Source organism: Pedobacter paludisoli (assembly GCF_052344095.1).
GTDB lineage: Bacteria > Bacteroidota > Bacteroidia > Sphingobacteriales > Sphingobacteriaceae > Pedobacter.
Window position 1 is genome coordinate 4,432,544 of the sequence record NZ_CP179926.1, and the last position, 14,227, is coordinate 4,446,770.

Sequence of the window (14,227 nt, forward strand, 5' to 3'; positions counted from 1 at the left end):
CATGTTTAAAATCTTACGGTTAAAGTCGTCCCGGACTTTTTTTCTTAAAAGTTTAGTAATTTTTTGTGTTTTAATTTTATTCGGCGATCAAAGCTACGCCGCCACCAAATACTGGAAAGGAACAACTAGTACAGCTTGGAATACAGCAGCAAATTGGCAGGGTGGCGTTCCTGCCGTAAATGATGATGTGGTGATTGGTGATGATTATTATACAGGAAATTATGCGCCAATTTTCCCAGCAGGTAGTACCTTAACGATTAAAAGCTTAACTTTTGGAAGTTCTGTTAGTGTTAGATTTACGGTTAATGGAGCATTAACCGTAACGAATAATGTATTACAACAGAGTAATAATGAATCCATTCTTTCATCTAATAATTTTAATGCGAGTATTTTGGGTAGCGGTAGTTTAACCGTAAATGGAAATTTAACAGTTGGGCAATCAGGGTTAACTCCTAAATCTAATAGAAATACTATTTTTACTTCTGATATAAGTATACTTACGGTATATGAGAATTTGCAACTTAATTCACTTGAAGTCAGTGATGATTTTTGGGGGATTCCTTACCAATTTTTTAATCAAGCATCTCTTGTAGTGTCATCTGGTATGATGAATTTATCTGGGCAAATGATTTTCGATAAAGATGATCCAGATAATACATCTACTTTGACTGTTTCATTAGGAGCACAATTAAATTTATTGAAAGATAATACTTCGGCTATCTTAGTTAGAACGGGGTCGACAGGGACAACTACGTTAAACTTTAATGGTATTGTTGATTATAAAGGAACTGCTGGGCAGGATATTATTACAGGAACAAGTAACCCGGCAGTTAGCTATGCAACCTTAAAAATAGAAAATACAAGCGCTGGTTTTGTAAATTTAAAGGCGGCCACCACGGTAACTACTTTGTTAGAGGTTACTTCATCCAGTACTTTAAACCTTACTGCATCCACTTTGACGCTTAATGGTGCCAATGTAACCAATGCAGGGACAATAAAAGAAGCATCGGCTTCTACATTTTTGTTTACAGGTTCGGTTGTACAAAGCTATTCTGGTGCGGGCAGTACTAGTTTATCGAATGTAAAATTGAATAAAACCTCATTAAACTATCCATTAAACTTTTCAAGTTCCTTAACGGTAGCTACTTCATTGGATATTCAAAATGCAAACAGTAACTTAATTTTAGATGGCAATACTGTAACACTTTCTGGCGCAAATATTACGAACACAGGAAAGCTAACCGAAAGTATTTCGGCCGCTACTTTGTTATTTACTGGTTCAACGGCGCAAACTTTTTCAGGAACTGGCACAGCTACTTTATCAAATTTAACCTTGAATAAGGTGGCTAAGGCAAATACTTTAACATTAAGTAGCACGCTTACCTTAACCAATGCACTAACTCCAACATTGGGTACTTTGGCCGTGAGTACAGGTACTTTTACGCTGGAATCAACAGAAGCAAAAACGGCCTATGTAACCACCATAAACACTAGTAATGCGGCTGTAAACGGTACGGTGTATGTGCGTCGTTTTATGAAAGGGGGCTCGAATGCGCGTAGAGGCTACCGTTTAATGTCTTCACCAACACATATCGCTTCAAGTCCAAATTTCTATAATGTATTCAATTTGAAGCAAAATATGTACATAACAGGCAGTCCAGATGCCTCCAGTATGGCTTTATCATCTGCAACTGATGTAAATAAATTTGATTATTCGCCTTATCATAATTCGGTTATTCTACATTACAAAGAATCGAATGCCGGTGCGCGTACCAATGCCGATTTTGTAGGTATATCCCTTCCACTTGATAGAAATGAGTTTACTGTAGGTGAGGGGATGTATGTGTTTAACAGGGGCTTGAGAACCGATATACCAACACGTTTTAGTACCAGTTTGGTGGTAGAAGACAATACACTGGCTTTTAAAGGTGACTTAAACCAAGGAACTGTTACAGTAAATCTTTCTTATACAGTTTCATCGCCTATAAATGCCAACGATGGATTAAATTTAATCGGAAATCCATACGCCTCTACCATTGATTTAACGTCGCCTGGTGTTGTTTACGCTGCCTCGGTCAGCCCAATGATTTATGTTGTAGACCCTGCAACTAAAACGTTTTCAATATTTAATAGGAGCACAGGTATTGGCGCCTTAAATGCCTCTCGATATATTTCGAGTGGTCAGGGATTTTTTGTACAAGCAATGGCTACAGGGCAAACCATAACCTTTAATGAATCGGCTAAAGTTTCCAATCAACTTACTGCAGGTAGCAGTCTTTTAATGGGATTAGAAGGTGTGGGACAAAAGTCAAAACTTCAGTATATGAAACTTTTGATGAAAAGTCAAGCCGATACGAATGAGGTAAATCAAATTGTGATTGATTTTCATGAAGATGCAAAAGATACCTATCAAGAGATAGAAGATGGTGTAGATATGGGAACCAATGGGAATACCTTGTTATCAAGCTTATCAAAAGATAATATTAAACTAGCCTATAATACCTGGTCTGTAATAAGCAAGGATACCCGGGTTAGATTAGCTGCAAATAGTGCTGTTTCGGGTACATTTGATTTTGTGGCCTCGGAATTAGCAACCTTAGCAAAAAAATATAACCCGCTTTTGATTGATCATTATAAGAATGAAACGGTCAAATTTGCCGAGAAACCAACTTATACCTTTACCATTGATCGCAATCTACCGCAAAGTTATGTTGATGGACGTTTTGAAATTGCCTTTGAAGAGAAACCTTTAATGACGAATACTGTTCTGAATTTTTACGCCCGTCCGGCATTAAATGCGGTTAATCTTGGTTGGAATGTGAATGCGCATCCGCAAGCTGTTTTATTTACGGTAGAGCGATCATGCGATGGCCTTAACTTTAGTCCAGTATCAAGTTGCAAGTGTACCGATAAAGAAGTTTATTCAGCGCTAGACAGCTCGCCTAACATTGGCGACAACTATTATCGATTGGTACAAACCGATATAAATGATCAAACCAGCTTTTCGGAAAGTGTATTGGTTAAATTTGATAAGAGCATGATAAATACGCAAAGTGCCCATAAAATTTATCCAAATCCAGTGGTAAATAAGTTAAATGTTGATGTAAATAATACCTATTCTGGTGAAATGAAGGTAAGGATAATAGATACCTTTGGCCAGGTACTAAAACAAGAGATTTTTAATCAAAACAGTTTTAGTTTAGATGTGAATAATTTTAGTCCAGGCACGTATATACTAGAAATAGTAAATAACAGCCTTGTAATAGCGAGATCCAAGTTTTTGAAAAAGTAAATTTAATGAAGTATTTTTTTCCCGTAGTAGTAGCAATTTTTGTTGTTGTCACCCTTTTTAATTCACCGTTTGCAGTAGCACAGGAGCTAACTTTTCCAGATTGCGATCCAGATGAACCATGTCCTGTTGATGATTATGTGCCAGCAGCATTGTTTGGAGTAGCTGGTTTGGTTTACGTGAATCGTAGACGAAATAAGCTAAGCAACGTTAATCCTTAAGCAAGATTAACGTTGCGGAGGCCGGTTTAAAGAAGTTTAATTGATTCGACCTTAATTTTCTCTGATTTATGCTTTGCAAGTCAATACAGATTTGCGAAAAGGGGATTTTTTGCGTTAATAAAGCGGTTTTTGTTCCTCAGACTTTCCGACCTCTGACTTCCGGTCTATTCTATATTTCTATCTTTTACTTTTTTTGCAGGATTACCTTGATAAATGCTATAAGCGTCCATGTTTTGGGTGGCAACACTCCCTAAGGTTAATACCGAATGGCTGGCTACTTTTACCCCGGGAGCAATTGTGGCATTTGCGCCAATCCATGCGCCATCTTCAAGAATTATACTGGCTGTGATTAAATCAAAGGTCGTTTTTTTATAATCGTGATTGCCTGTAATGAGCATTGCTTTTTGTGAAATACAGCAATTCTTCCCAATTATAACTGGGGCCAAATTTTCAATATAACAATCTGCTAACCAGCTGAAATCGCCGATTTCCAACTTCCAAGGATATTTAATGTGGATGCCTGGTTTTATACGTACGTGTTTGCCAATTTTTGCGCCAAATATCCTTAAAATAGAGACTAATAGCACGCTAAAAGGGATCAATCCTGATTGGAAAAAGAATATGCTGCTAAAATACCACAATGTTTGTTTCAGTTTTGAAGCACCTATTGAAAAGTCTCCGGTGTTGAAATTTTTGGCAAGTTGAACGTTTTTCAAAATGTTGCAGCTAGTTGGTTGGCGTTTTAAAGAAATTGCCTTTCGTATTTTTCTTTACCCAAAAGTATAAGATTGTAAGTACAACGATATAGATAAAGATGTTGAATATTTCATGGTGGTATTCGAAATATTTTCGGTGCGATTTAAAAAATGCCAATAAAATGCCTAAACCAGCGATTCGGCAAACATTTAATACATAAATTAAGCAAAAACCAAAAACGAGCATCTTCAATGATGATTTAATGGATGCAGGAAATGCAATCACAAATGCAGCAAGAAAACTCATGATGCCTAAACCCAAGCACGAATAATTGATGCGCAGAAAAGGACCTGCTACCACCAAAATATCGGAATCGTTGTAAATGGTATAAAAGCCAAAAAGGCGGATTAACCAAACCGATGGTCGGATTATGGCTGTTTTTAAGCCTTGAACATAATTTAAATGATCATGTAGAAAAGCATTGTAAAAACGCGAATTAGGCGTTACCATACTGTTCATTAAGATGTTGCCTTGACTAAAAAGAATGTAAAGTGCAAAAAGTAAGATGACGAATTTTAGTGCTTTTTTATCCGCTTCTTTTTTTGCTTGTATAGGGTCTATTTCTGTCATATTGGACGTTCTTTCTTTTTTAAAAGGTGAATTTTTTTATCAACTAGTTTTCTAAACCAAAATCCTTGCAAATAGTGAAAATAAATACCTTTTTTGCCGTCTAATAGTCCTAATTTAAAAATCATCCGGTAGCTAAAATATAAATAAGGACGCAAACCTAAAGGTAAATTCCACCATATTTTTTTGAGAAATGCACGCTGTTCATCTGGGTTTCCAAAAACACGTGGTTTTAGACTTTGTTTGCGCAATTTTTTGCTACGTTCAATTTCTTCTTCTGCAATTAAGTCGCTGTAACGTTCATGTTTCTTTAACCAAAACTGAATATCGTTTTCTTTTAAATTTTCTTCTATCAGATAAGCATCTTTCCAAATAATGGTTTTCCCTGGAACAATAAAGCGGTGATCCATGTTTTCATTCAAATCGGAATATCCTAATCCAGTACGGAACATTTTTAACTGATAGAAGGGGAAATACCCACCGTATCGAATCCATTTGCCTTGAAAGAAATTCTTTCGGTTAAAATATATGCCATTTATATCGGCATATTCATTCAGGTTAAAGCTTTGTAACTGTTTGAGCAAGGCTTTACTAACAATTTGATCGGCATCTAAGCCGATAATCCAAGGGCTTTTAATGTCAAAATTATGCAGTGCAAAATGCCATTGTTTTGGGTGATTGATAAAAGTATTTTGTTGTATGGTGGCTTGGTATTGTGCGGCAATTTCAAGTGTTTTATCGGTACTACCACTGTCTAGAATATAAATGGGTGCTTGCAAATCTTTTATCGATTCCAATAATCGAGGCAAATGAATTTCCTCATTGAAGGTAAGAATGACGAAACTATATGGACTGGGTTTCATAAACGTGTTGATGGATCGGAAGTTACTTTTGCATATAAATCCATATAGTGTGAAATAAGCGTATGGTCATTAAAATCTTGATAAACCAATTGGGGTGCTTGCTTTTGTATTTCTTGCAGTTTGTGGCGGTTATGTGCGGCATCTACTAGTGCTTGTTGAATGCTACTAGGCGTTAAATAGGTTACCCATCCTAAATTATGCTGTGAAATGTATTCTGCTAATCCAACATGTTTGGAGATTAAAACAGCGGTTCCAACGCTTAGGCTTTCGATGACCACATTGGCGAAATTTTCATTGTATGAGCTTAACACCAGTACGTCGTGTTGCTGCAGTACGTTAAATTTAAGGTCATCCGAAACTTGCCCCAACCACGAGATTTTCCCGGCTATGTTTAGGTTTTTAGCCTGTTTCTTTAAAGCCTCTACATATTCCTTTTTACCGCTGCCGCCAATGCTTAAGGTAAATGGAATAGACAAAGTGGACAAAGCTTGAAAAAGAATTTCTAATCCTTTTTTTTCTTCTATGCGCGATAAGAAAATCAATTTGAGGGGAGCTTCTTTTTCAAGGATTTTTGGGTTGAGGGCTTCTTCATTTTGTTTTACTAAGTTTGGAATTACAGTAATGCTCTTACCCTGAATAATTTCTTGAATTTCCCTTTTTTCTTGTTCGCTGGTTGCATGAAAATGGCAGTAACGGAGTAATTTCTTGCCTATTGAACGATGAATCAGGTTTTTGAAAAAGGTATTTCTATTGGTTTGTGAGTAGTTGGTTAACATCCCTCTGGGCGATAAAACTACGGGTACACGATAGTATTTTGCAAGCCAGCAACTAAAAATGGAAACCAGATTCCACCAGGCATGAATGTGTATAACCATTGGGACAGAGGTCGATTTTATTTTCTTGCGCAAGCCCCACAATAAAGCGGGAGAAAAGTGCGTATGATCTTTTGTAATGCGGGGATAATAAGTTACCGATACATTTTCTACCACTTGTTTCGCCCCTTTTTGAACGGCAAGTTCTTCCTGACCATTAGCCGTGGTACAGAGTACTTCGATCGTATGATTTCCGCTGAGATTGGTAGTAGCTTCGCATAGTTTCGCTACAGATTGAACAGGTCCTCCATAAATAAATGCAGGTTTATACGATGCCGTAATGTGAATGATTTTCAAGAGGATTAATCTTCTTTTGTTTTAAAACGTGGCATAATTACCTTGAGTGCAATTAATAATTTTGATAAAATAAAAAGCAATATAAAGGCATAAAATATGTTGTTAAACATAAATTCGAAGTTGTTTCCACGCCACATTTGTTGAAATAAACTATTAAAAACGATCACACAACCAAGCTCGTATCCGCCAAAATACCGTTCTCCTAAATTACAGGCGATTTGCATCAACATACCATACAGAAGCATGATGATGAATACACTTGGCAAGCCAAAGCTTAAATAGGCATCTACCACCGGACGTGTTTTAGCTGAAACATTTGAAAAACGGTTAACAGCCCCCGATTCATATACGCGCTCCATTGAAATAATTTCCATATTGGGCTTAGCTGGCCAAAAAATTCGCGGAATCAATGCTTCGATCGATTGGTTAATAATCTCAAAACCGTAAAAGGGATGATGAGCAGGAACGTATTCAACAAAATCGGTAAACATATCGATTTCGCTGAGCCGATTGGTAAGGAAGGTCCAATTGGTATCATCTATTTTTTCTTCATTTTCTTCGTTAAAGATGGTCTCAATAGCCTCTGAACGAGCGTCCGTTGCACTGACATTGCCAGACCAAGATTCTCTAACGACAGAATTGTACGTGGGAAGGAAATATAAGAGCAGGTAAAGTAAAGGTGCAGAGATCCAAATAATCGTTTTTTTGTAATAAGGCAAGAATAAACAGATCAAAAGAATAAAATTGATAATGATTGGTTCTTTATATCCACTTAAAGTAGCCCCTAAGAAGGCACTTAGAAAAATGCCCGATCCCACTAAAAAGTAGTTTAGTTTTTTGAGCACAAAACCCACAACAAATAAGACTGCACCACAACTTACCCCTAAGGTGGTTATGGGTAAGGCTATTTGATTTAATCCAGGAATATAATTACAAATCCATCCAATCGCATAGCTGATAATACTTAATTTGATTAAATAATTATGTCCAGCAAAAACCATAATGTTTCTAATTTCTACTGGTTTTTTACTCAATTTTAAGATAATCCCAGTAGTAAATGCAGCATGTGCCAACAAAGAAATTCGTTGACATTGTGCTATAATGGCTGTTCGGTGTGCATCTTGAAATTGCAAACCGTTTTCAACCAATGTAAAGTAGCGATAACCCAAATGATCCAAAAAATAGAAAATAGAGGTACAACACATGAAGCCAGCAAATATAAACTGCGTTAAAAATATAGGACGCATGATCTGTTTATAAATGGGGAGGTCGTTATGGTAATAGGCAGCAGGAGAGAACCAGGTCCAGTAAAAAATGAAAATAGAACCGAGCCATGCAATAAAATAAGAGGCAATGGGTAAATCAGCCAATAAAAAAGCCAATATTACGGGTATATACAGGGGAATTATTGCTTTTATCCGGTCGCCGCTTTGATCCATTTTCTAATTTAATGCACGCTTAAAGGCATCTATTTGCTTTTCGAATGTCCAGTTTTGTATTTTTTGGAAAGAAATTGCTCCCATTTCCTGTAACATTGTTTTGCTGTTGCAAAGCATTACCAGTTTATTGAATAGGTCGATTTCATTTTTCGGGTTAAAGATATAACCATTTTCTCCATTTTTAACTAAATCGACTGCACAACCTACTTTTTCGGATACTAAAATAGGTTTACTGGCGGCCATGGCTTCGTTTACCGCTAGTCCCCAAGTTTCGGAAGGCCCCACAGATGGCAAACAAAATAAATCACATGACTGGTATACAGCCGGAATTTTACTTTGATTCACAAAATCAATAAAATGGATGCGATTTGTTTTTTTTGCGGCTGCCAGTGTTTTTAATTCATTTTCGAGCGGACCATTGCCAACGAAAAGAAGATGTGTTTTAATGTTGTCTACATTCAAAAATGCTTTGAGTAAACCCATTGGGTCTTTTTTGGCTTCTAATTTTCCACAAAACAGCACTAAAATATCCTCATCCTGAAGGCCTAAACTTCTTCGTAGGGCTGCTGATTCTTCATTTTGCTTACTTGAAAAGCGCTGGTTATCAATGGCGTGTGGTGCAAATACCAATTGATGTTCTTTTAAACCATAAAATTTAAAGTACTTTTTATTGGCCGAACCCACATAAAAAGCGGTATCGATATTTTTGTAAACCCATCTTAATGAAATTCGCTTGAGCATGGTTTTCCATAAAGAATGATTATCATAAAGCGTACTATCGCCTCTAAACCATAAGGGAATCTTGTTTTTAAAATATCGAATGGTTTTTAAGTGACTTTTATATGACCAACCGTAAACCAAGAGTACATGGGGATTGAAATTTTCAATTTCCGTTAATACCCTGGGGTTATCAATACCTTTGAAATGATGACTTCCTTTTTCTGGGGATGTGTTTTCTAGAAATTGATATGCATATCCCTCCAGTAAAGGAATATCCCATTCAATTTTTTTTCCAAAACCAGAGTCCAAAATCTGAGTTTGTTCGCCTAGGCTATAAAATACCTTTAAATATATGGATGGTTCTTGCGCCAATAACCGAAATACAGGCGCGTAATATTGGATAGGATGAGAAGCTAAAATGGCAATTTTTTTTGCTTGCACAGGGTTGATTTTTAGTTTATTCTTTGGTTAGTAAATTGAAAAGCGCGCATTGTTTCTGCGTATTCAATTTGGCAGTATAAGGTATGAAATTATCCCAATTTGTGTTTGGTTTTTCAATTCGTTTATCGATTAAATCTGTTAGGAATTTTTCAATTATTTGAAGAGCTTCAGTTTTCTCATTTAGGGAAGCCAAAATCGCTGCATTACATTCTTGCAGAATGCGATAGGTACTACTTGAGGTATTAAAAATGGCTAGCAATGGCTTTTTAGCTAAAATATAAGGAAAAACCTTTGATGCGGTATAGCCATGGTCGTCAGAACCAGGAATTAACAAGGCATCTGCTTGCGTTAAGGTATGCAAATTATCATAGTAGGGTATTCGATTGGTATTTTCCATCACAAAGGCCTCCACTCCAAGTTCCTGTGCAATGGGTTCAATGGTTTTAACGCCCAAGCCCATGGCGGCGTAGCTTGTTCCGATAAAATGAAAACGTAATTTTTCAAATAGAGCGGGTTGTTTATCTAAACCATTTTTAAACGCATGAAAGAGCAAGCGGATGGATTTAGCCATGTCGTTTCCAGCTCGTCCAATGTATACCAAGTGAATGTTTTCTTCTTTTTTAGGAAAATGTATTTTTAACGCCGTCGCATTTTTTGCGGTTATTTCGAAATCCTTTTCATTTGCTGGAAAGGGAATAACTGCTTCGGGGATGTCTTTTATTACCGAATACCGTAATTTCAGCGCTTTAATGTAAGCATCTGACACACTTATTAATCCATCCACCTTTTTCATAGCAATGGGTTCTAAGAATTTATTTAAACGATAGGAAAACCAGTATTTCTTAGGACGTTCATTTTTTGGTTTATCTTGATAATAGTCAGAATGCCAAGGGTCCTGCATATCAATTACATATCGGATTCCGAACTTCTTTTTCCAATAAGCACCCAATATGAGCACAGGAAATTGGGTGGTAGAGAAGTAGATTAAATCAAATTGCTCTTTCTGCAGGAGCTTATTCACATACCTTCTATAATAAAATAAAGAACGCAAGGCGATGCTTCCCAAGCCGATTTTGGATGTCCATTTTTTTGAAAGGGCTGCTACCCGATGCACCTTGATGTGATGTGGAATGCTAGACAACAATAACGTGTCTTTTACCATATCACTGTGTTTTTCGCCTACCATCACTACTTCTGCCAGCCAACCGTTTTCTTCGAAATAAGGTAAACTAGATCGTACCCGATGCATATCGGCAGCATTTGTTGGTGGGAAGTAAGGAGAGATAATTAAAACACGTTTCATTTAATTTATGAGAAATGAATAAAGAGAGGGTAGATGGTAATGTTTTTTTGTAAGATCTTTATTTTAATTTGTATGCATTTTTTTTGTTCTGATTCTGTATGGTGTTAATTTTTTATTTAAGCTTTAAGTTTCTTTTTATCCAGTTCTTTGTTGAACGCTCTTCACGAGCCTCAGTCCAATCAATAACTTCATCAATAACATCGTAAAAGCCATGCTGCGATAACGGGAGTAACTTATTTTCTGTTTTATTGATCAAATCAGTAAGTTGATTGTAAAATCCTTGTGTTCTATATGGAGGATGTAATGACCACAGACCACTTCCTTTACCGAGGGAATCGATTCTTTTTAAGTTATTAACTTTCATAAAAGTTGAAAGTAGATTTTCAGGTAAATTAGCATTTGGATTTCCTACTATCCAAGCCCTTAGTTGGTTTTTGCAACGAGGTTTTCTTAGTAGCAATTTGTTAATGGTAAAACTTGATTTTTTAATTAAAAATAACCGTGTGCTGAATCTCTTCAACTGGTATTTATACGGCTGATCTATATACTTTTTCAGGATTATTTGTCCTATAAGTTGTTCGTTTTTTTCTGGAGGACCTGGAAGTGGAGAAATAGAAAACAGATTTTTTTCCTCATTAAAAAGTTGTATTGCTTCTTGTATCCATGTGGATGAGTTTCCTCCTAGAAGGATATCTGCATCTAAATGAAAAACAAAATCGTTTGTACAATGGTAAATTCCATAAAAATAACTATAGAAAGGGCCTCCTCTGTAATCCTTATCAGGGATAGTATTGATTCCAAAGAAATTGTTAGCTATTATTTTTTTTTGTGTTCGGATGATAATCTACTTCAACTATTTTTACTTCGTAGCTTTTGGTTATATCAATTAAAAGGTTTTGCAGTTTATCTTTATTTTCTTCCTAACCAATAGCAAATCGGCCTTTGCTTGGTTTTGATTCTATTGTTAATACAATTTCATCAACTTGATTTGCCAAAATTTTAAGCTGATGTGGTAAAATATATTTAGCCGAAGGATAGTCGCTAGGTGTTAAATTTATCTGTGAGCTAATTTTCTTATTTTCAGAAGGCATTTTAACTAGAGAAAAATAATAGTGGAATTTGTGTGTTCTTATGAGCGCGTTTCGATACCATAAATGGTTCTAAATTAGAATTTTTTCTTTTTATTAAGTTTTCAAGCTTGATTTTCTAAGGTTTGGGTTACAATTTTTACGAATTTCTCACTTTCTATCTCCCAATTAAGTACTGTTTGACCGAGTGTAAAACTCATTTTTTTGGTTTCTGCAAGTAATTCACTGTTTGCATAATACATTAAAATAATGTTTTTTAATTCTTGTGCAGAGTTTTTTGAATATATCTTTCCAATTTTTGGATATTTATTTAATAGCCAGTTCTGTGCAATTGTATCACTTGCAACTATTGCAAGTCCACATAAGAGATAATTAAATATTTTATTACTTAATGCATTTTCATTGTTTACAGAAAAACCTGATTCGCTAGCTATACCTATATCAAAATTACTTGTAAAATTCAAAAGTTCTAATGGGTTCATCGGTTTATGAAGCTTAAACTTAACATTTTGATTTAAAGATTTTAAAAAACTATCTTGTGGATCGCCGAGTAAGGTGAGTTGATAATAATTTGAATCAATTAAATTTAATGCCTCAAATAGAATCTCTAACCCTCTATTAGGTCCAATTGTCTGAGAAAACCAGAAAATTCTTAAAGTATTTTTTTTAATATTTGTAATAGGTTTTGTAAGATGTTTTTTGGGAAAAACATTTAATATTGTTTTAGGATTTATTGAAGGATATAATGCTTTGTACAAGGCCGAAATTTGAGGGCTACTTGACGTAAAATAGTCTGTATGTGGAATGTATTTATCCTCAATTAGACTTTTTAATTTATATTCTTTCGAATCCTTAAGTGCATTTGTTTCTAAACGATGAAAATCCTCTGCGTCAAAACCGAGTTTGGCATTGTGCTTTTTAGCTGCTTTAAATGCAGCGGGTAATGCACCTAAATTATGGGCAATATATATGCATGCATGATTTTTCTTCGCTGCGGACGTAAGAAATGGTGCTGATCTTGTAATTGCTAAATCATTAAAATAAACAGGTAAGATATTGGCGATAATTGAACTTGTTTTATAGAGGATACGTGTAAATAGATACAGTAATCGGTTGTTTTTAGGGCTTCCACCAACACGAATAGCCTTCCAAGCTTTTTTCGGAAGCATTATCTCGTCAAGATCAGTTCCCCAGTTATTCCAATACTGATAGATTACTGTAACGTCATAACCAGCTTCTGTAAGCGAATCAGCCTCTTTTACCAATCTAGGGTTTAATGAAGGCTGCCCAGAAGAAATTAATACAATTTTTGTAGACAATTACTTGTGTTTTAAGCTATATCAACCTTGATATATTGTTATCGAATAGGTATTCTACGTCATTAAAAATTAAATCTTGAAAAGGGGTAGACCTAATTGTCTCGAATGTACTTTATCCATTCTGAAATCAATAATTCTTCATTCCCTTGTTGTTCTGCTGGATACTTGTTTAGGCGAACATATTCCAAAATTTGACCTATATTATCATTAAAAAGTTTACCCTTTTCACTAGGGTGTAAAATCCAAGAGTTTTCATTTTTCAGAATTAATCTTCTGCCATTCCTTTTTCCAATAGATTTGAACATTATGATTTCTGGATCTAATGGGAAAGCTCTTTGTGCATATTTTCTAACCAAAAGTTCGAGTAAAATTTTCCCCCTAACCAATGGTAAATAGTCTTGGAGCTTCTCTTTGTCGAGTAAAAAAATTCTTGTAGAAAACCAATCGTTAATCCAAAAATCACTTTCTGATAAAAAAGGGCGACCTTCGTTTAGGGATGGTACATCTTGATTAGTAGATACTGGCGGGCATAATCTTGGTACAGCAATTATGCAATTGCTATTTTTCTCTAAGAGATTTTTAGCTTCATTAAACCAAAAATAATTTTGTTTCTGGTATAAAAGAATGTCCCCGTCATAATGCAGAATATATCTCGTTTTTGGGATTTCTATAGCAGCCCAATAACTCATATTTGCTGTGCCACCTGCAGCATGTGTTGTTTTATAAATCCCGTTTAGGTATTTTGATGATAATTTATCTATTAAAGGATCATCGGGAAATAGAAAATAAACATGTGTTACTAGGTTATTGGCTAAAAATTTATTGCATATATTAATTAATTGCTCAACTTTCTTATTAAACTGATCAATTGGATGCTTGATATCCGGATCTAATAACTTTGTTTTCTGTGGCCTGCAACAATCAGCAATTATTAGGCGATTGCTGATGTTTTCATGGCTTTTAATTAATGCAGGTATAGTTGTTTCTGCGTAATCAATATCTCCAGGAGAAAGGTTAATCTGAAGTGTAATATCTTGAATCATAAAAAAGCC

General features: G+C 35.5%; 13 protein-coding genes. 2 read left to right on the plus strand and 11 right to left on the minus strand.

Annotation, left to right across the window (positions count from 1 at the left end; genetic code table 11):
- Window position 1 precedes the first annotated feature (1 nt).
- Window positions 2–3,292 carry a T9SS type A sorting domain-containing protein gene (locus ACJVDK_RS18235; RefSeq protein ID WP_443938096.1) on the plus strand — a complete coding sequence of 1,097 codons (3,291 nt, stop codon included), beginning with the start codon at window positions 2–4 and terminating at the stop codon, window positions 3,290–3,292.
- Between the two features lie 5 nt (window positions 3,293–3,297).
- A complete protein-coding gene (locus ACJVDK_RS18240) occupies window positions 3,298–3,510 on the plus strand; it encodes a hypothetical protein (RefSeq protein WP_443938097.1) in 213 nt (70 codons plus the stop codon).
- 164 nt (window positions 3,511–3,674) lie between these two features.
- On the opposite strand, the gene ACJVDK_RS18245 is transcribed toward ACJVDK_RS18240, so the two are convergent.
- From ACJVDK_RS18245 to ACJVDK_RS18295, 11 genes are all read right to left on the minus strand, one after another.
- Complete coding sequence (locus ACJVDK_RS18245; protein WP_443938098.1) at window positions 3,675–4,226, minus strand: WcaF family extracellular polysaccharide biosynthesis acetyltransferase; 552 nt, start codon at window positions 4,224–4,226, stop codon at window positions 3,675–3,677.
- Window positions 4,227–4,236: 10 nt separating this feature from the next.
- Window positions 4,237–4,836, minus strand: coding sequence for an exosortase Y (gene xrtY / locus ACJVDK_RS18250; RefSeq protein ID WP_443938099.1), 600 nt, complete (start codon window positions 4,834–4,836; stop codon window positions 4,237–4,239).
- Entirely contained in the window at window positions 4,833–5,696 is an 864-nt protein-coding gene (locus ACJVDK_RS18255) for a glycosyltransferase family 2 protein (RefSeq protein WP_443938100.1), read from the minus strand. The genes xrtY and ACJVDK_RS18255 overlap by 4 nt, the downstream gene beginning before the upstream one ends.
- Complete coding sequence (locus ACJVDK_RS18260; protein WP_443938101.1) at window positions 5,693–6,865, minus strand: XrtY-associated glycosyltransferase XYAG1; 1,173 nt, start codon at window positions 6,863–6,865, stop codon at window positions 5,693–5,695. Before ACJVDK_RS18260 ends, ACJVDK_RS18255 begins: the two co-directional genes overlap by 4 nt.
- Window positions 6,866–6,870: 5 nt before the next feature.
- Window positions 6,871–8,304, minus strand: coding sequence for an exosortase Y-associated Wzy-like protein (locus ACJVDK_RS18265; RefSeq protein ID WP_443938102.1), 1,434 nt, complete (start codon window positions 8,302–8,304; stop codon window positions 6,871–6,873).
- Window positions 8,305–8,307: 3 nt separating this feature from the next.
- Window positions 8,308–9,465, minus strand: a complete 1,158-nt coding sequence (locus tag ACJVDK_RS18270; RefSeq protein ID WP_443938103.1) for a glycosyltransferase family 4 protein — start codon at window positions 9,463–9,465, stop codon at window positions 8,308–8,310.
- Between the two features lie 16 nt (window positions 9,466–9,481).
- Window positions 9,482–10,768 (minus strand): glycosyltransferase, encoded by a 1,287-nt coding sequence (locus ACJVDK_RS18275; protein ID WP_443938104.1) that lies wholly within the window; start codon window positions 10,766–10,768, stop codon window positions 9,482–9,484.
- A gap of 112 nt (window positions 10,769–10,880) precedes the next feature.
- The gene (locus ACJVDK_RS18280; RefSeq protein ID WP_443938105.1) at window positions 10,881–11,228 is read right to left on the minus strand and encodes a hypothetical protein; all 348 of its coding nucleotides are present in this window, start codon (window positions 11,226–11,228) and stop codon (window positions 10,881–10,883) included.
- A gap of 460 nt (window positions 11,229–11,688) precedes the next feature.
- The gene (locus ACJVDK_RS18285) at window positions 11,689–11,859 is read right to left on the minus strand and encodes a hypothetical protein (RefSeq protein ID WP_443938106.1); all 171 of its coding nucleotides are present in this window, start codon (window positions 11,857–11,859) and stop codon (window positions 11,689–11,691) included.
- A gap of 101 nt (window positions 11,860–11,960) precedes the next feature.
- Window positions 11,961–13,175, minus strand: a complete 1,215-nt coding sequence (locus ACJVDK_RS18290; protein WP_443938107.1) for a hypothetical protein — start codon at window positions 13,173–13,175, stop codon at window positions 11,961–11,963.
- A 92-nt stretch (window positions 13,176–13,267) separates the two neighbouring features.
- The gene (locus ACJVDK_RS18295) at window positions 13,268–14,218 is read right to left on the minus strand and encodes a hypothetical protein (RefSeq protein WP_443938108.1); all 951 of its coding nucleotides are present in this window, start codon (window positions 14,216–14,218) and stop codon (window positions 13,268–13,270) included.
- Between the last annotated feature and the right edge of the window lie 9 nt (window positions 14,219–14,227).